The sequence below is a fragment of the Amycolatopsis sp. NPDC051128 genome (assembly GCF_040682715.1).
Lineage (GTDB): Bacteria > Actinomycetota > Actinomycetes > Mycobacteriales > Pseudonocardiaceae > Amycolatopsis.
In genome coordinates this window covers 19,591-35,916 of sequence record NZ_JBFBBN010000034.1, presented here as the reverse complement: position 1 = coordinate 35,916, position 16,326 = coordinate 19,591, and the positions used below count along the sequence as shown (strand labels likewise).

Genomic DNA, 16,326 nt, shown 5'->3' with positions numbered 1-16,326 from the left:
CGTCCGACGGGCGCGAAGATCACTGAACTCTCCCTAACGTCGTGAAAGTCCCACGGTCTTTCGCACTGGAGTCCAGATGATCAGCAGGAGAAGGTTCGGGCAGGCGTTCGCGGCGGGCCTGGCGGCGACGTCGCTGGCCGCCTGCTCGTCGAGCACTCCCCAAGCCGCGTCGCCGGCCGCCCCCGACCTGCGGGCCGGCTCCGGCGAGCACACCTCGCTCGGCCCGGTCAAGCACGTCGACGCCGGGGTGCTGACCATGGCGTACGCCGAGTTCGGGCCGGGCACCGGGCAGCCGGTGGTGCTGCTGCACGGCTGGCCCTACGACCCGTACAGCTACGTCGACGTCGCGCCGCTGCTCGCTGACGCGGGCTACCGGGTCATCGTCCCGTTCCTGCGTGGCTACGGCCCGACGACGTTCAAGTCCGCCGAGACGGTCCGCAACGGCCAGCAGACGGCGGTGGCGCTCGACGTCGTCGCGTTGATGGACGCGCTCAAGATCGACAAGGCCGTCCTCGGCGGGTACGACTGGGGCGCCCGCACCGTCGACATCATCGCCGCGCTCTTCCCCGAACGGTGCAAGGCGGTCGTCGCGGTGAGCGGGTACATCGTCACGAACCTGGTGGCGAACCAGCGGCCTCTCTCCCCGGCCGCCGAGCTCGGCTGGTGGTACCAGTACTACTTCGCGACCGAGCGCGGGCGCGCCGGCTACGCGGCGAACCGCCACGACTTCAACAAGCTGATCTGGAAGAACGCCTCCCCCGCCTGGCACTTCGACGACGCCACGTACGACCGCAGCGCGGCCGCGTTCGACAACCCCGACCACGTGGCCATCGTCGTCCACAACTACCGCTGGCGGCTGAGCCTCGCCCCGGGGGAGCCGCAGTACGAGGCGTACGAACGGAAACTGGCCGCCGGCGCGGTCATCACGGTCCCGGCGATCACGATCGGCAGCGACTTCGACGGCGCGGCGAAGGACGGGAAGGCGTATCGCGCCAAGTTCACCGGCAAGTACGAACACCGGGTCTTCGACGGGATCGGGCACAACGTGCCGCAGGAAGCGCCGAGGCCGTTCGCCCAGGCGATCAGGGACGCCGACCACCTGTGAAGCCCGGTTCACCCGGCGCGGGGTTGGCGGCGCGGGTTCCGGGTATCCGCGCCGGATGCGCATCGTGGTCACCGGAGCGACGGGCAACATCGGCAGCGGCGTCATCGCCGCCTTGAGCGCCGACCCGCGGGTCGAAGCCGTTGTCGGGCTCGCCCGGCGAACGGCGGGACGACCGCCGCCCAAGGCCGAATACGTGCGGGCCGACGTCGAGCGGGACGACCTGGTGGCGCACTTCCGCGGCGCCGCCGCGGTCGTGCACCTGGCCTGGCTGTTCCAGCCGACGCGGCGTCCCGAACGCACTTGGCGCGCGAACGTCCTCGGGTCGCTGCGGGTGTTCGACGCGGTGGCCGAGGCGGGTGTGCCCAAGCTCGTCCACTCGTCGTCCGTCGGCGCGTACTCGCCACGGGAGGACGACGAGCCCGTCACCGAAGACTGGCCGACCCACGGCTGGCCCGGAGCGGCGTACACGCGGGAAAAGTCTTACCTGGAGCGGTATCTCGACGCGTTCGAGCACCGCCACCCGCGGCTCGACGTGGTCCGGATGCGGCCGGGGTTCGTCTTCCGGCGCGGTGCCGCCACGGAACAGCGCCGCCTGTTCGCCGGGCCGTTCCTCCCTGGCTCGTTGGTGCGGCCGGGGCTGATCCCGGTCGTGCCGGACATTCCCGGGCTGCGGGTCCAGGTGGTGCACACCGCCGACCTCGCCGACGCCGTCCACCGGGCGGTGACGCGTCCGGTGCGCGGGGCGTTCAACATCGCGACCGGCCCGGTCGTCGACCCGCGGTTCGTCGCGGACCTGCTGGGCGCGCGGACGGTGCCGGTGCCGGCCGCGGCGGTCCGCGCCGTGGTGGGCGCGGCCTGGCGGCTCCACGTGGTGCCCGCTTCGCCCGGTCTCTTCGACGCCGTCATGCGTCTTCCCTTGCTGGACACCACCCGCGCACAGTCCGAATTGGACTGGCGGCCGCGGCACGACGCCGCGGAGACGCTGAAGGAGTTCCTGGCCGGGCTGCGTTCCGGGGCGGGGTCGGACACGGCGCCGCTGGCTCCGGACCGCCACCGGCTGCACGAGATCTTCACGGGCGTCGGCCGCCGCCCGTGACTCAGTGGGCTTGCTTCTCCGGCTCCGGGTAGCGGCCCCGCGAACGGTCGACCGCCGTCGTCGCGACGCCGGCGGCGATCATCGCGATGCCGAGGCCCAGGTGCAGCCAGTCGCCGGCGTTGTCGAGCGGGATGAAGTTGGCCGCGCTGTCGTGGCCCGTCGCCAGGCCGAACACCCAGCGCAGCACGTAGGCCCCGCCGCCGAGCATCAGGAACGCGCGCGAGCCACCGTTCCCGCGGGCCGCGACGACGCCGAGCACGCCGAACGCCAGGTGGACCAGGTTGTGCAGCACCGCATGGCCCCGTAGTCCGCGGTGATGCCCGGGACGAACCCCAGCACGCCGACGAGCAGGAACGCGCCACCGAACACCGCGGCGGGCTACCCGGCGCCGGTGCGGACGAACCCGCCCGGGAGTCAGGCGAGCTCGGACGAAACGACGGCGGGGAGGGCGCGGAGCCGGCCGAGCAGGGGCTCGATCTCGTCGGCGGCCAGCAGGACGGCGCAGACCATGCTGCTTTCCCGGACGCCGTCCCGGATGTCGACGGACAGCTCGTGCACTAGGCGGCCGTCCTGAGCCAGCGCGCCGACGAGGCCGGCGACCTCCTCGACGCCGCCGACGAAGTAGGTGGCGATCCGGCGCCGCAGCAGCAGCGCCGAGCGGGGAGCCGGGACGGCGAAGGACGTGGGACTGGACATGGCGGATCTCCACGGTGAGAAACGGGATGGGCCGGGGCCAGGTCCCGAGAAGGTGCCGCGAATCCGCGGTCGTCGACGCCGCGCGCCGGCGACCTGGTTCAGCCGGCGCGCCGGGTTACGAGTCGCGAGGACATCATCAGGCGCTGCACGGCGACAGGCTAACACGACGCCCGCCCGGCGGTGCGGCACCCGGCCGAGCGGGTACGCCGGGGCAGCGACCAGGTCAGCTGGCGCGGATGACGCCCAGGCCCAGCGGGGTGATCTCGTGGATCTGCGACTTGCCGGACCGCGTGCTGGTGATCAGCCCGCTCGCCCGCAGGACCGACGCGTGCTGGCTGGCCGTCGCCAGCGAAACACCCGTCAGCTCGGCCAGTTCGCTCGTGTTGCACCGGGTGATCGCCACCGTCATGAGCACCCGGGCCCGCGTGTGGCCCAGCAGCGCGGCCAGTGACGGGCCGGGCTCGGCGTCGCTGTCGAAGCGCGTGTGGTCGATCGAGTAGACCAGCACCGGCGGGAGGCCCGGGTCCTTGTACGTGGTCGGCATGCCGTGCGCGAAGAACGTCGGGATCAGCCGGAGCCCGCGGCCGTCCAGGTGCAGCTCCTGCTCGATCGGGAAGCGCACCCGCAGCACCGGCGGGGACCACGTGATGTCCGGGTGCACCGTCGAGAGCAGCAGCTGGGGCCCGCCGCGCTCCAGGGCCGACTGCAGCCGGCGGCGGTCGCGGGCGACCGCGCGGCGCACCGTCGGCCAGTCCGGGGCGACGCACTGCCGGTAGTAGTCGTGCAGCGCCGTGCCGAGCCGCCGCAGTTCCCGGGGCTCGCCGTCGGCGAGGCGGCGCATCCACGGCGGGACGCGGGTGCCCTGCGCCGCGAGCTCGGCGACGTCGGCGGCCAGCGTCGGTTCCGGGGTTTCGAGCACCGCCGAGACGCCTTCGTCGATCGTGCTGGCCCCGGCCGGGGTGAGGAAGTCCGGGCAGTAGCCGTACGGCGGGACGGCGGACATCAGCAGCCGCCCCGAGAGCGGGACTGCGGAGCGTGACCCCCGGCGCCACCGGCCGAAGAACGGCTCGCCCTCCGGCCGCCGGATCCGGTAGCTGCTCATCAGCAACTCCCACATCGGATCGGCGTCACCGGCGATGGTCACTTTCGCCAGGTCCGCTTCCGTGAAGTGAATTTTCAACAACGTCGGCGCACCCCTTTCCCGACTGAGAGTAGCCGTGGTCGGACGGGTTTTCGCAGGCCTCGGACCGACGTCACAGCGGTTACCCGGTTCGCGGCCGTCAGGGCATGTTTCGGGCCGGTCCGAAACGTTTTCGGGCCGGTTGACGGTGCTCTCGCGCCGCTGGCACGGTTCGGCTCGACGAGAGGGGCGCGCGCAGGCGGCCCAGGGGCACGGAGCCCTCGAGCCGGCGCGGAAGGGTGGGCTGCGGCTGATCGAGATGCCATGCCTGCCGGCGCTGGCCATGCCCAAGCCGGGCTGGGCTGCCGGGTGGAAGCGCGGCGCCTGTGCGAGGAGGGCCTGACGCCCGGCGGCCGGACCGCCGTCGATCGAACGCCAGGCCCGGGTGCTGGCCCGGCTCTGAAGCGCCCCAATGTGGCGTTGGTTGCGTCCAACGCACCGAACGCCACATTGGGTGCGCTGGACGCACCGAACGCCACATTGGGGCGCTTGTCAGGTCAGTGGCCCGGCCAGGCTCGGCCACGGATCGCGGTGCTGTCGTCGCGGTTGGTGACTTTCGGTACCGGGGGGAGCCGATGGAAGCGAAGGAGAAGCCGTCCCTTCTAACTTCGGTCCATCTTCCAGCGCGACAGCCATCGGCTGTCGGCCCAGCTGCCGGGCCGGCGGGACATCCTGACCGCCGGCTCGGCCGGCGAGCGGGTCCCCGCATGCGGGGTCGGGGACCCGCTCGTTCCACGTCGGCCACGGTCCGTGCCCGGCGCGCCGCCTGTGCGAGCTGATCCGCTCCGGGCCGAAAATCACGCACGCGGTACACGATCGGGTGCGATCCTGGGCTCTCGTTCACCCTCTGCGAGGATAAAAAGCCCCGTCGTGGAAGCTCACCCTGTGTAGCTGGTGCGTACGGGGGAAACAACCGGCATTCCTTGACAACACCACGGTCACCGGAGTTACGTCTCCGCCTGAATTCCGTGGAAACGGAACCAGAAATCGTTCTCGGGCCACCGGTCGAATCGAGCCACGCCACCGATGAAAGAAGACGAACCCGTTCGCCGTCGTTCCGCCGCGTCCTGGAATCCCGGGACCTGGCGGTTGCGCACCAAGATCTCCGTCGTACTGCTGTTGCCCGTACTGGTCGCGCTCCTGCTGGCCGGCGGGCGCGTGCAGGCCGAGCTGGCCCAGGCGGGCGGCCTCAGCGCCGTCCGGGACCAAATGCCGGTCGTGCAAGGGATTTCCGAACTCGGCGGCCTCGTCGACGACGAGATGATCCACGACGGCGCAGCCGCCCAAACCGCCGCGGTCGACGCGAAAACCGCTTCCGTCCGCCACGACGCCGCATTCGCGCAGCTCACCCCCGAGTTGTCGCGCACATTGGAAGATCAGCTGGGGAAATTGGCCGACCTGCGGCAGCAGACCGGTTCCCCGGCCGGAAAAACCGCCGCCTACCACGACTTCGTCGTCGCCCTCAGCGAATTGATCCCCGCCATCGCCGGCCAGGCCGGGAACCCCGATCTTGACGCTTCGGCGGCCATCACGAAAGCCTTCGTGCAGCTGAGGGCCAGTCTCGCCGGCCAGGAAGCGCTGACGGGCCGGGCCGAGGACGCCGCCGGGCGCGCCGCGGCCGAAGAAACCGTGCTCACCGGCCAGCTCCGCCGCTCCTTGCCCGCCGGCGCGGCGGCCGCCCGGTTCGCCGCGGCGACCAGTCCCGGCGCCGGCGGCTCCGCGGCGAAGCGCGCCGTGCTCGGAACCATCCTCGCCGAGCAGGTGAAAACGCTTTCGGACGCGGTCGGGGTGCAGACCAACCGCGCCCGGTCCGACGCGCTGCGCGACGCCGCGCTGGTGCTCGCGTCCCTGCTGGGCGCCCTCGCCATCGCGCTCGCCGTGGCCCGGTCGGTGGTCGCCCCGATCCGGCGGCTGCACTCCGCCGCGCTCGACACCGCGCGCCGGCGGCTGCCCGACACGATCGAACGCATCCGGGACGGCGAAAACGTCGACTGGCGGACGACGCAGCCGATCCCGGTCGACTCCGAGGAGGAGATCGGCCAGCTCGCCCGTGCCTTCGACGACATGCACCGGCAGGCGGTGCGGCTGGCCGTCGGCGAGCAGGCCGAGATGCGCATCCAGGTCAGCGAGATGTTCATGACGCTGTCGCGCCGCAGCCAGTCGCTGGTTGAGCTGCAGCTGTCGGTGATCGATGATCTCGAAGCCGACGAACAGGACCCCCAGCGACTGTCCGAGCTGTTCCAGATCGACCACATCGCGACCCGGCTGCGGCGCAACGGCGAGAACCTGCAGGTTCTCGCGGGCGGCCGTCCGGTGCGGCGGGATGTCGGCCCGGTCCCGACGGTGGAGCTGCTGCGCGCGGCGACTTCGGAGGTCAAGGACTACCAGCGGGTCGCGCTCGGCAACGCGCCGCGCGGATCGGTGCAGTCCGAAGCCGCGGCCGACGTCGTGCACATCCTCGCCGAGCTGCTGGAGAACGCCATCCGGTCGTCGCCGCCGGACGAGCAGGTCGTGCTCACCGCCGACCGCGGGTTCGACGGCGGCGTGCTGATCGAGGTCGTCGACGTCGGGCTCGGCATGAGCCGCGAGGACCTCGACGCGGCGAACGCGCGGCTGGCCGCCGGCGCCGCGGTGAGCCCGGAGACCACCCGCCGGATGGGCCTGTTCGTGGTGAGCAGGCTGGCCGCCTCCCACGGGATCACCGTGCGGCTGCGGCCGACGACCACGCGGACCGCGAGCGCCGGCATCACCGCCAGCGTGCACGTCCCCGGCGTGCTGATCCTGGTCGACCTGCCGCCGCGGCCCGGCTCGCTCGCGCCGCACCCGACGGTCAACGGCGCCGCCCGGCACGAACTCGAACCCCGGTGGCCCGTCGAAGAACCCGCCCCCTTGCCGCCGCCCGCCGCGACTGTCGTGGAGCACACGCCGCTGCCGACCCCGATCTTCGACCAGATGCTTTCGCACTGGTTCGCCGACACGCCCGCGCGACCCGCGCAGCCCGAGCCCGATGGCTGGGCGACCCCGGCCGACGAGGTCCGGCAGGCCGCGGAAGCCGCGGTCGGCACCTTGGACGACCTCGAGTTCACCGACTCGGGCCTGCCGACCCGGCAGCCCGGCGCCCAGCTCGCGCCGGGCTCGGTCGCCCCGCGGCAACCGCCGCAGCCGGCCCCGTCGTTCCGCGACCCCGCCGCGGTGCGCAACAACCTTTCCCGGCACTACAGCGGTATGCGCGCGGCCCGCCACCGGGTCGCGGCCGATCCGAAGGCGGAGCAGCAGTGACGAACGCCCGGCAGGAAGGAACGGAAGTGATCGACCAGTCCCGGAACTGGCTGGTGTCGGCGTTCACCCAGGAGGTCCCCGGTGTCGCGCACGCCGCGCTCGTCTCGGCGGACGGCCTGCTCGTGGCGGCGAACGAAAGCCTGCCCCGCGACCGGGCCGACCAGCTTTCGGCGATCGCGTCCGGTCTTTCGAGCCTCGCGCTCGGCACCGCCGACCTGTTCACCGCGGGCCGGGTCGTGCAGTCGGTGATCGAGATGGAGCAGGGCTTCCTCATGCTGATGAACGTCGGCGACGGCTCCAACCTGGTGGTGCTGGCCAATCCCGGCTGCGACATCGGGCTGGTCGGCTACGAGATGACCTTGCTCGTCGACCGGGTCGGGAAGATGGTCGAGACGCCGGCGCGGCCCACGGCTTCCCCGGGAGCGAGCCGGTGACCGAAGGCCGGCGACGCGAAGGCGGGCGGCACGCGGCGTCGCTGGCCCGCCCTTACGCCTGGACCGCCGGCCGGACCCGGCCGAGGGTCGACCTGGCGGTGGAAGCCCTCGTGGAAACGACGGCGGAGGGCCGCACGGCGCCCTACAGCCCCACCAACCCGCTGGCCGTGGTGACGCAGCTGTGCCTGCACCAGCGCTCGGTGGCGGAGGTCGGGGCCCACCTGGGCGTGCCGCTGGGCGTGGCCAGGGTGCTGATCGGTGACCTGCTCATCGCCGGCCAGGTGTCGATCCGCGACACCCTCACCGCGGACGCCTCCTGGGACGAACGGAACGACCTGCTCGAAAGGGTCCTCAGTGGACTACGCGCACTTTGATGGAGCGTTGGTGAACGGTGACGGCCTGGCAAAACGGCCCCGGGAAACCCGCGACGGCCGGCCGATCGCGGACGCGGGTCCGCCGATGACCGCCGAACGGAGGATCACCTCGGCCAAGATCGTGGTGGCCGGCGGGTTCGGGGCGGGCAAGACGACCTTCGTCGGCGCCGTATCGGAAATCAACCCGCTGCGCACCGAGGCGCTGATGACGACCGCGGCCGTCGGCGTGGACCGGACCGAAGCGGTGCCGGGGAAGGTCGCCACCACGGTCGCGATGGACTTCGGCCGGCTCACCCTGGCCGACGACCTGGTGCTCTACGTGTTCGGCACGCCGGGCCAGCACCGGTTCTGGTTCATGTGGGACGACCTCGTCTGCGGCGCCGTGGCGGCGATCGTCCTGGTCGACACGCGCCGCCTGGCGGACTGCTTCGCGCCGATCGACTTCTTCGAGTCGCGCGGCATGCCGTTCCTGGTGGCCATCAACCAGTTCCAGGACACCCGCCAGCACGCGCCCGACCAGGTGCGCGAAGCCCTCAAGATCCCGGCGTCGGTCCAGGTGATCGCCTGCGACGCACGGTCGCCGGAGTCGACGAAGCAGACCCTCATCGCCGCGGCCGAGCACGCCTTGGCCGAGTTGCACGCACCGCACCAGCGCAAAGCCTGACAGGAGCACGAACATGCCCATGGACCACGAAGATTTCGCGATGGGCGACTGGCTCGTCGTGCTCGCCTACCTGACCTCCGTCGTGGGCTGCGCCCTCGGGCTCGCCTGCACCCTGCAGGCGCGCTCCACGGACCACCCCCGCACCCGGCTGATGTGGCTCGGACTCGCGGCCGTGTCCATCGGCGGGGTCGGCATCTGGGTCATGCACTTCATCGCCATGCTCGGCTTTTCGACGCCCGGGCTGCCGGTGCGGTACGACATCCTCCGCACCGCGCTGTCGGCGGTTCTGTCGGTGGTGGCGGTGTTCTTCGGCCTGCTGGTCTTCGGCGTCCGCAACCGGTTCGCCTGGAAGCGGCTGCTGCTCGGCGGCCTGCTGACCGGGCTCGCCGTGAACGTCATGCACTACACCGGGATGTGGGCGGTCCAGGTCAAGGGCACGATCGGCTACGACCCGACGCTGGTGGTGCTCTCGGTGGTGATCGCGGTCGTCGCGGCGACGGCGGCGCTCTGGTTCACGGTCGGCCTGGACAAGCTCCTGCCGCGGATGGCGGCGGGCCTGGTGATGGGCGCGGCGGTCACGGGCATGCACTACACGGGCATGGCGGCGGTCCGCCTGCACCTCGACCCGGGCGCGCCCGACCCGTCCGGCACGGAGGTGTTCTCGTTCCTGTTCCCGGTGTTCGTGCTGGCGGCGCTGGCGATGGCGGTCCCGATCTGCGCGGTCCTGATGGCCTCGGCGAGCTCCGAGGCACCCCGGCACACGACGGTGGTCCCGTGAGCCGCGCGGTCATCCACCACGTCCGGAGGCGGACACCGGGAACCGGCCGGCGCTGAAGTGGACGAGGATCGCCGTCGCCGTCGCGCAGACGACGTCGCCCGCCTTCAGCGTCCCCGTGGCGTGGAGCTTGCGACCGTCCCGGCGCACGAGGCGGCCTTCCGCGGTGAGCGGCACCGCGTACGGCGTGCCGTGGTGGTAGTCGACCGTCAGGGAGGCCGTCATCCCGGGGTAGCCGGCCGCCGCGGTCGCGCGGCCCAGCACGTGGTCCAGGACCGCCGCCACCCAGCCGCCGTGCACGCGCCCCGGCGGTCCTTCGTGGGCCGCGCCGAGGAGGACTTCGGCACACACCGAGTCCGCGCCGACGCGCACCCACGACAACGGTGGCGCCAGCGGGTTCCCGGGCCCTTCGAGCGGATTGTTGATGCTCAGGTGGCCACCGCCTTCGAGGGCGGCCAGCAGCAACGGAGCCGCGCCGCCCGCGGCGCGCAGGGCTTCGGTGACCGCTTCGACCCGGCCGGCCGCGGCGACCAGGTCGGCCTCGTCGTCGCGCACGCGCACGGAAGCTTCGATCAGCTCGCGGATCCGGGCGCCGAGCAGCGCCCGCCCGGGCGGGACGCCGTCGACGACCGGAAACGGATTTTCGGACATCGCGCTCCCCGGGCCCGGAACTAGAACACGTTCCACTCTAGCAGGCGTCACCAGGTCGGGCGGGCGGTGACGCCGCCGTCGACGACGAGGTCGTGGCCGGTGATCCAGGCGGCCAGCGGGGAAGCCAGGAACACACACGCGTTGCCGACGTCGGCCGGGGTGCCCAGCCGGCCCAGCGGCGCGGCGCGGTGCCAGCGCCCGACGCCGTCGGGCCAGTCGCGCGCGAGGCCCGGGCGGTCGATCAGGCCGGGCGACACCGTGTTGACGCGGATCCCGCGCGGCCCGTACTCCAGCGCCGCCCCGCGGGCGTGCATCACCAGTGCCGCCTTGGCCGCGCTGTAGTGGACGTGCCCGGGCGCGGGTTGGCGGGCTTCGATCGACGCGATGTGCGTGACGCTCCCGCCGTCGCGCAGCAGCCGGGCCGCCGCCTGGGTGCAGGAGAACGCGCTGGTCAGGGTGGCGTCGAGCATCGCCCGCCAGTGGTCGGCCGACAGGTCCGGGAGGGCTTCGACCGGCTGGGTCCCGGCGTTGTTCACCAGTGCGTCGAGCCGTCCGCCCCAGGTCGCGACGGCGTCGAGCAGCGCGTGGCAGGCGCGGTCGTCGGTGAGTTCGGCCGCGAACGCGCGGGCCCGGCCGCCCGCCGCCTCGATCGCCGCGACGACGTCGTCGGCGGCGCCGGGACGGCGGTGGTGCACGGCCACCGCGCTGCCCGCTTCGGCGAACCGCGCGGCGATCCCGCGGCCGATCGCGCCGGAAGCGCCGGTCACGCAGGTGACGGTGCAGGACAGGTCGGGCAGGCCGGGTGCGGGAGTCACGAGCCGATCGTAGATCCGCGTCCCGCGCGGGGATGTCACCGCCGCCGGCCCGTCGTACCTTGGGGCATGGCCAAAACTCAGCCCGAGCAGCCCACGAAGTTCACCGGACTCCTGCAGGCCCAGATCCGGCACGAGTTCACCGCCGCCCAGCAGTACATCGCCATGGCCGTCTGGTTCGACGCGCGCGACCTGCCGCGGCTGGCCAAGCGCTTCTACCGGCAGGCGATCGAAGAACGCAACCACGCGCTGGCGATGGTGCGGTACCTGCTCGACCGCGACCAGCCGGTGGCGATCCCGGGCAGCGGCGACGTCCGGAACGACTTCTCGAGCGTGCACGAAGCGATTTCGCTGGCCCTGGACCAGGAACGCGCGGTCACCGCCGACATCGAGGCGATGGCGAAGGCCGCGCGGGCCGAAGAGGACTACCTCGGCGAGCAGTTCGTGCACTGGTTCCTCGGGGAACAGGTGGAGGAAGTCGCCCAGATGTCGACGCTGCGCACGGTCGTCGAACGGGCCGGCGACAACCTGTTCGAGGTCGAGAACCACCTCTACCGCGAGTCGGCCACGGAGGTCGAGGACGCGCCCGACATGCCGCCGGTCGCGGGCGGGAAGCTGTAGCTCCCACCGGGCGGCGCCGCTTCGTGCGGCGCCGCCCGGTTTCGGTCACCAGGACTTGCAGGCGACACCCAGGCTCTGGTTGTTGTCGAGGCGCTTGAGCTGGCCGCAGCTCTTGATGCCGACGCCGTGCGCGTACGTGGCGTTGATCTTGAACTGGTGGAGGCAGCTGCTGCCCGTGCTGCTGCCGCCGCAGATCATCGTGTACGTCTTGGTCGGCGACGTCGTCGCGGAGTAGATGAACTCGTACTGCGCCGGTCCCTGCGGCTCCGGGATGCCGTGGATCGTGACCTTGTCGACGTGGTAGCCGCTGCCGAAGATGACCATCTCCACGTTGTCCTTGGTGACCACGGTGTCGGCCGAGGCCGCCGGGGCGATCGCGACCGAAAGGGCCGCCGCCGCGGCCGCGGCACCGAAGATCCTGCTGAATTTCACTGTCCCGCCTCCCAGAAAATTTTCCACCCAGTTCATGGGCAGTGGGTTATTTCCCACTGGTGAGCGGAGCCTAGGGGTGCGTTCTTGATCTTGTCAATCCTTCGGTGATCGTGCAGCGCGACGTCCTTTGTGGACGTCGGGTTCGTGCCCGATGCCCGACCTCACCGGCAATGGAGGACGTGCGTGCGGGCTCGGCTTGAAAGCCGTGAATGTCGCATTGAGGGACTCAGAGTCCCTCAATGCGACATTCACGGACCCTGACGCCGTCCGCGCTGGTCAACGTGAAGAACAGGCTCAGGCCGAGGCTCAGGGCGAGCACGGCGCCGGTCGGCAGCGGCGTGCCAGCGTCGCCAGGACGAACGCCGCCACCAGCCACGGCAGTGCCTCGAAGACGATCCGCAGGGCGAACCGCAGGATCCACGTCTTCGCCGTGGCGTCGTGGAGCACCCACTCCCGGTAGGCGTCCGGCAGCCGGCCGCCGTAGACGTACCGGAGCCACTGGAACGGGGTGGGCCGGAGGACGGGCATGCCTTCCAGATACCCGCGCGGAGGCCGTTTCACCTGTTCGTGCGGTGTCGCCGCGAGATCGGGTGGTCGACGCGGAGCCCGGCTTCGGCGCGGTTTGGGTCATGCGACCATTTGCCTTAGGTTGCCCGGGTCCGGGCCGCTCTAGCTCCTGCGGCTGTTCAGCGCGATGGTGGGGAGTCCTCGCCGGCGACGAGGCCCGCGGAAGGGGGCAGCGATGGCGGAGCGTCCGGTGCCGTCCGGCACGACCACGCCGTCCTCGGTGCCGGGAACGCGGTCGCTGAAGGACCGCGGCAACCCCGCCGAACACGACGTCCCGGTCGCCGACCGCACGTTCTGCGCCGACCCGATCGACGTCGCCACCGGCTGGATGGTCCTGACCCAGGACGACGTCGAGTTCGCCGGAGTCCTGCCGCTCGTGGTGTCGCGCACCCACGTCTCGTCCTACCGGTTCGGCCGCCTCTTCGGGCCGTCCTGGGCGTCGACGCTCGACCAGCGGCTGGAGGCCGAGCCGGGCGGGCTGCACCTGGCGCTGGCCGACGGAACGCTGCTGACCTTCCCGGTGCCGGCCGGCGACGCCCCCGTGTTCCCGGAAACCGGGCCCCGGCTACGGCTCTGGCGGGACGCGGGCGGCTACGTCGTCGGCGATCCGGCCACCGAGCGGCTGCTGTTTTTCGGCGAGGGCGACGGGCACACGATGCCGTTGCGCGCGCTCGGCGACGGGGACGGCAACCACGTCGTGATCGGCTACGACGCCGCGGGGCTGCCCGCCGAGCTGCGGCACTCCGGTGGTTACCGGCTGCTGGTGGAGACCGCGGCCGGGCTGGTGACCGCGCTTCGCCTGCCGGACGGGGAAACCCCGCTCGCCCGCTACACCTACGACGCGCGGCGGCGGCTGACCGAGGTGGTCGACGCCCGCGGCGTCCCCACCACGTTCACCTACGACGCCGACGGCCGGATCGTCCGCTGGGAGGACTGCGCCGGCCGGTGGTATCGCTACGACTTCGACGCGCTCGGCCGGTGCGTCCGCGCCGGAGGGACCGGCGGCTACCTCGACTGCACGCTGGCGTACGACCGGGACAACCGCGTCACGCTGCTCACGGATTCGCTCGGCGGAACCACCCGTTACCAGCTCGACGAACGCCTGCGGGTGGTGGCCGAGACCGATCCCCTCGGCCACACGTCCACAGTGGACCTCGACGCGTACGGCCGGGTGCTCGGCCGGACGGACGCGCTGGGCCGCACCACGACGTACGAGCTCGACGAAGCGGGCAACGTCGTGCGCGTGACCCGGCCGGACGGCGGCGTCGCGATCTCCGAGTACGACGAACACGGCCGGCCGGTGCTGCGGACGGGGCCCGACGGGGCGGTCTGGCGGCGGGAGTACGACCCGCGCGGCAAGCTCGTGCGCACCGTCGACCCGCTGGGCGCGGTCACGGAGTACGGGTACGACGAGGCGGGCACCATCGCCACCGTCACCGACGCGCTCGGCGGCGTCACCCGGTTCGAGAACAACGCGGCCGGGCTGCCGGTCGCGGTCACCGATCCGCTCGGCGCCGTGACCCGCTACGAGTACGACGGCTTCGGCCGGGTCGCCACGATCACCGATCCGCTCGGCGCCGTCACCAGGCTGCGCTGGACGCCCGGCGGGGACCTGCGGGAGCGGATCGGCCCGGACGGCGCGACCTGGCGGTGGACCGACGCCGATCCGGGCGTGGCGGCGGAGACCGTCGACGCGCGCGGCCTGGTCAGCCGGACCGAGTTCGGGCCGTTCGACCTGCCGGCCGCCGAGACCGGACCCGGCGGGCACCGGCTCGGGTACGCCTACGACACCGAACTGCGGCTCGTGGCGGTGACCAACGAGCTGGGCCTGGTGTGGCGCTACACCTACGACGCGGCCGGCCACCTCGGCTCCGAGACCGACTTCAACGGCCGCACCACGCGGTACGGCTACGACGCCGCGGGCGACCTCGTGCGGATCGACCGGGGCGACGGGGAAAGCGTCCGGCTCGAACGCGACGTGCTCGGCCGGGTCGTCACCCGCCGCGCGGGCCCCGACGTGGCCGTCTTCGCCTACGACGGCGCGGACCGGATGATCTCGGCACGCAACGCCGACGCCGAAGTCACCTTCACCCTCGACCCGCTCGGCCGGGTGGTGGCGGAGTCGGTCAACGGCCGCGTGGTGCGCTCGGAGTACGACGCGCTCGGCCGCCGGACCGTCCGGCGGACGCCGTCGGGCGGGCACGCGGTCGTCACCTACGACGCGGCGGGCCACCCGGTCGCGCTGCGCACCGGCGCGCGGCTCCTGCAGTTCACCTACGACCAGGGCGGCCGCGAACTGTCCCGGCGGGTCGGGCACACGGAACTGCGCCAGTGGTGGGACCCGCAGGACCGGCTGCTCGGGCAGGCGGTGCTCAGCGGCGAACGGACCACCCAGCGGCGGGAGTACGCCTACCTGCCGGACGGCCATCTCGCCGCGGTCACCGACGCGTTGTCCGGGCCGCGGGCGCTGGAGGTCGACGTCACCGGGCGGGTGTGCTCGGTGACCGGGCCCGCGTGGCGGGAGGACTACGCCTACACCGCGTCCGGCGCCCTGGCGCACGCCTGCTGGCCCGCCGGGCCGGACGCGGCGGTCGGGCCGCGCCGGTACCAGGGCACGTTGCTGACCGCCGCCGGGGACACGGTCTACCGGCACGACGCACTCGGCCGCACGGTCGAGCGGCGGCGGCACGGCCGGACTTGGCACTACCACTGGAATTCCGACGACCGGCTCACCGCGGTCGGCGCTCCGGACGGCGTCCGGTGGGTGTACCAGTACGACGCGCTCGGGCGCCGGATCGCGAAGCTGCGGCTCCACGGCGGCGGGCAGGTCGCCGAGCGGATCGGCTTCACCTGGGACGGCACCGACCTGGCCGAGGAGCGTCTCGCCACGACGACCGTCGTGTGGGACCGGGAACCCGGCGCCGGCCGGCCGGTCGCGCAGACCGAGCGGTGGGCGACCGGCGACCGGTTCCACACGATCGTCACCGACCTGGTCGGCACCCCGGCCGAGCTCGTCGACGAGGCGGGCGAAGTCGCCTGGCACCCGCGCACCACGCTGTGGGGCAAGGTCGCCGACGAGCCGTCGCGGGCCTGGACGCCGCTGCGGTTCCCCGGGCAGTACCACGACCGGGAAACGGGGCTGCACTACAACTTCCACCGCTACTACGACCCGGAGACGGGCCGCTACCTGAGCCACGACCCGCTCGGCCTTGCCCCGGCGCCGGATTCGCTGGCGTACGTGGCCAACCCGACCCGCGAGGTCGATCCGCTCGGCCTCACCGGGATCACGCCCTGCCAGGCGAGGGGAAGCGGCGGCGGCAATCGGCCGCCGCGGAGCAATCCGGCGTTGCCGCCCGGTTCGTCAGGCCCTCGGCCGCCGAAGCGCGCGAAGACGAGCTACGACGACGAAACTCACGACGCGAAGGGCCGCGAGCAGAAGCGGCTCACGGACCTGTTCGACAACCGGCCGCGCGCACCGGGAACACATCGGCACCGGCACGAGTTCCCGGACCGCGCCGTCCGGGTTCACACGGTAGTTAAGGATTCCTCTGCCGCACAAGCGGTAACGGAAGGGCGGGGGTTGGGAAAATTGGGGCACGTTATATGACCAAAATACAAAAAACGCACTGGGGCGGCGCGG

Annotated in this window: 15 protein-coding genes and 1 pseudogene; 9 read left to right on the top strand and 7 right to left on the bottom strand. The window is 72.3% G+C overall.

The features are described 5' to 3' along the window. Window positions 1-76: 76 nt before the first annotated feature. Together AB0M82_RS29515 and AB0M82_RS29510 are read left to right on the top strand one after the other, a co-directional pair. Window positions 77-1,105, top strand: coding sequence for an alpha/beta hydrolase (locus AB0M82_RS29515; RefSeq protein ID WP_364728521.1), 1,029 nt, complete (start codon window positions 77-79; stop codon window positions 1,103-1,105). Between the two features lie 55 nt (window positions 1,106-1,160). Then, complete coding sequence (locus AB0M82_RS29510) at window positions 1,161-2,201, top strand: NAD-dependent epimerase/dehydratase family protein (protein WP_364728519.1); 1,041 nt, start codon at window positions 1,161-1,163, stop codon at window positions 2,199-2,201. A gap of 1 nt (window position 2,202) precedes the next feature. Here the strand turns inward: AB0M82_RS29510 and AB0M82_RS29505 are convergent. From AB0M82_RS29505 to AB0M82_RS29495, 3 genes and pseudogenes are all read right to left on the bottom strand, one after another. Then, window positions 2,203-2,540, bottom strand: a pseudogene (locus AB0M82_RS29505) (DUF4383 domain-containing protein). Window positions 2,541-2,615: 75 nt separating this feature from the next. Further along, window positions 2,616-2,897: a hypothetical protein gene (locus AB0M82_RS29500; RefSeq protein ID WP_364728517.1), complete on the bottom strand. Its 282-nt coding sequence runs from the start codon at window positions 2,895-2,897 to the stop codon at window positions 2,616-2,618. 223 nt (window positions 2,898-3,120) lie between these two features. Beyond that, window positions 3,121-4,080: a winged helix-turn-helix domain-containing protein gene (locus AB0M82_RS29495; protein WP_364728514.1), complete on the bottom strand. Its 960-nt coding sequence runs from the start codon at window positions 4,078-4,080 to the stop codon at window positions 3,121-3,123. A 1,023-nt stretch (window positions 4,081-5,103) separates the two neighbouring features. Here AB0M82_RS29495 and AB0M82_RS29490 point away from each other — a divergent pair. The 5 genes from AB0M82_RS29490 to AB0M82_RS29470 all read left to right on the top strand — a co-directional run bounded on the left by AB0M82_RS29490 (window position 5,104) and on the right by AB0M82_RS29470 (window position 9,606). Next, entirely contained in the window at window positions 5,104-7,356 is a 2,253-nt protein-coding gene (locus tag AB0M82_RS29490) for an ATP-binding protein (RefSeq protein ID WP_364728511.1), read from the top strand. A gap of 26 nt (window positions 7,357-7,382) precedes the next feature. Next, the gene (locus AB0M82_RS29485) at window positions 7,383-7,790 is read left to right on the top strand and encodes a roadblock/LC7 domain-containing protein (RefSeq protein ID WP_364728508.1); all 408 of its coding nucleotides are present in this window, start codon (window positions 7,383-7,385) and stop codon (window positions 7,788-7,790) included. Continuing rightward, window positions 7,787-8,164 carry a DUF742 domain-containing protein gene (locus AB0M82_RS29480; protein ID WP_364728505.1) on the top strand — a complete coding sequence of 126 codons (378 nt, stop codon included), beginning with the start codon at window positions 7,787-7,789 and terminating at the stop codon, window positions 8,162-8,164. The genes AB0M82_RS29485 and AB0M82_RS29480 overlap by 4 nt, the downstream gene beginning before the upstream one ends. Window positions 8,165-8,249: 85 nt before the next feature. After that, window positions 8,250-8,828: an ATP/GTP-binding protein gene (locus tag AB0M82_RS29475; RefSeq protein WP_364728672.1), complete on the top strand. Its 579-nt coding sequence runs from the start codon at window positions 8,250-8,252 to the stop codon at window positions 8,826-8,828. 19 nt (window positions 8,829-8,847) lie between these two features. After that, window positions 8,848-9,606 (top strand): MHYT domain-containing protein, encoded by a 759-nt coding sequence (locus AB0M82_RS29470; protein ID WP_364728503.1) that lies wholly within the window; start codon window positions 8,848-8,850, stop codon window positions 9,604-9,606. Between the two features lie 9 nt (window positions 9,607-9,615). Here AB0M82_RS29470 and AB0M82_RS29465 read toward each other — a convergent pair whose 3' ends face one another. Next, window positions 9,616-10,254, bottom strand: coding sequence for a PaaI family thioesterase (locus tag AB0M82_RS29465; protein ID WP_364728500.1), 639 nt, complete (start codon window positions 10,252-10,254; stop codon window positions 9,616-9,618). A 47-nt stretch (window positions 10,255-10,301) separates the two neighbouring features. Next, complete coding sequence (locus AB0M82_RS29460) at window positions 10,302-11,069, bottom strand: SDR family oxidoreductase (protein WP_364728497.1); 768 nt, start codon at window positions 11,067-11,069, stop codon at window positions 10,302-10,304. Window positions 11,070-11,135: 66 nt separating this feature from the next. Here AB0M82_RS29460 and AB0M82_RS29455 point away from each other — a divergent pair, with 66 nt between their 5' ends. Beyond that, entirely contained in the window at window positions 11,136-11,687 is a 552-nt protein-coding gene (locus AB0M82_RS29455) for a ferritin (protein WP_364728494.1), read from the top strand. 45 nt (window positions 11,688-11,732) lie between these two features. Here the strand turns inward: AB0M82_RS29455 and AB0M82_RS29450 are convergent, their stop codons facing one another. Then, window positions 11,733-12,119: a hypothetical protein gene (locus AB0M82_RS29450; protein WP_364728491.1), complete on the bottom strand. Its 387-nt coding sequence runs from the start codon at window positions 12,117-12,119 to the stop codon at window positions 11,733-11,735. Between the two features lie 306 nt (window positions 12,120-12,425). After that, window positions 12,426-12,647 (bottom strand): DUF5313 family protein, encoded by a 222-nt coding sequence (locus tag AB0M82_RS29445; RefSeq protein WP_364728489.1) that lies wholly within the window; start codon window positions 12,645-12,647, stop codon window positions 12,426-12,428. 214 nt (window positions 12,648-12,861) lie between these two features. Here AB0M82_RS29445 and AB0M82_RS29440 point away from each other — a divergent pair, with 214 nt between their 5' ends. Next, complete coding sequence (locus AB0M82_RS29440) at window positions 12,862-16,293, top strand: RHS repeat-associated core domain-containing protein (protein ID WP_364728487.1); 3,432 nt, start codon at window positions 12,862-12,864, stop codon at window positions 16,291-16,293. The last annotated feature ends 33 nt before the right edge of the window (window positions 16,294-16,326 follow it).

Coding starts and splice junctions, on each gene's coding strand:
- AB0M82_RS29515 (WP_364728521.1), top strand. CDS start 77: ATGATCAGCAGGAGAAGGTTCGGGCAGGCGTTCGCGGCGGGCCTGGCG.
- AB0M82_RS29490 (WP_364728511.1), top strand. CDS start 5,104: ATGAAAGAAGACGAACCCGTTCGCCGTCGTTCCGCCGCGTCCTGGAAT.
- AB0M82_RS29445 (WP_364728489.1), bottom strand. CDS start 12,647: ATGCCCGTCCTCCGGCCCACCCCGTTCCAGTGGCTCCGGTACGTCTAC.
- AB0M82_RS29510 (WP_364728519.1), top strand. CDS start 1,161: ATGCGCATCGTGGTCACCGGAGCGACGGGCAACATCGGCAGCGGCGTC.
- AB0M82_RS29500 (WP_364728517.1), bottom strand. CDS start 2,897: ATGTCCAGTCCCACGTCCTTCGCCGTCCCGGCTCCCCGCTCGGCGCTG.
- AB0M82_RS29465 (WP_364728500.1), bottom strand. CDS start 10,254: ATGTCCGAAAATCCGTTTCCGGTCGTCGACGGCGTCCCGCCCGGGCGG.
- AB0M82_RS29475 (WP_364728672.1), top strand. CDS start 8,250: ATGACCGCCGAACGGAGGATCACCTCGGCCAAGATCGTGGTGGCCGGC.
- AB0M82_RS29470 (WP_364728503.1), top strand. CDS start 8,848: ATGGACCACGAAGATTTCGCGATGGGCGACTGGCTCGTCGTGCTCGCC.
- AB0M82_RS29455 (WP_364728494.1), top strand. CDS start 11,136: ATGGCCAAAACTCAGCCCGAGCAGCCCACGAAGTTCACCGGACTCCTG.
- AB0M82_RS29440 (WP_364728487.1), top strand. CDS start 12,862: ATGGCGGAGCGTCCGGTGCCGTCCGGCACGACCACGCCGTCCTCGGTG.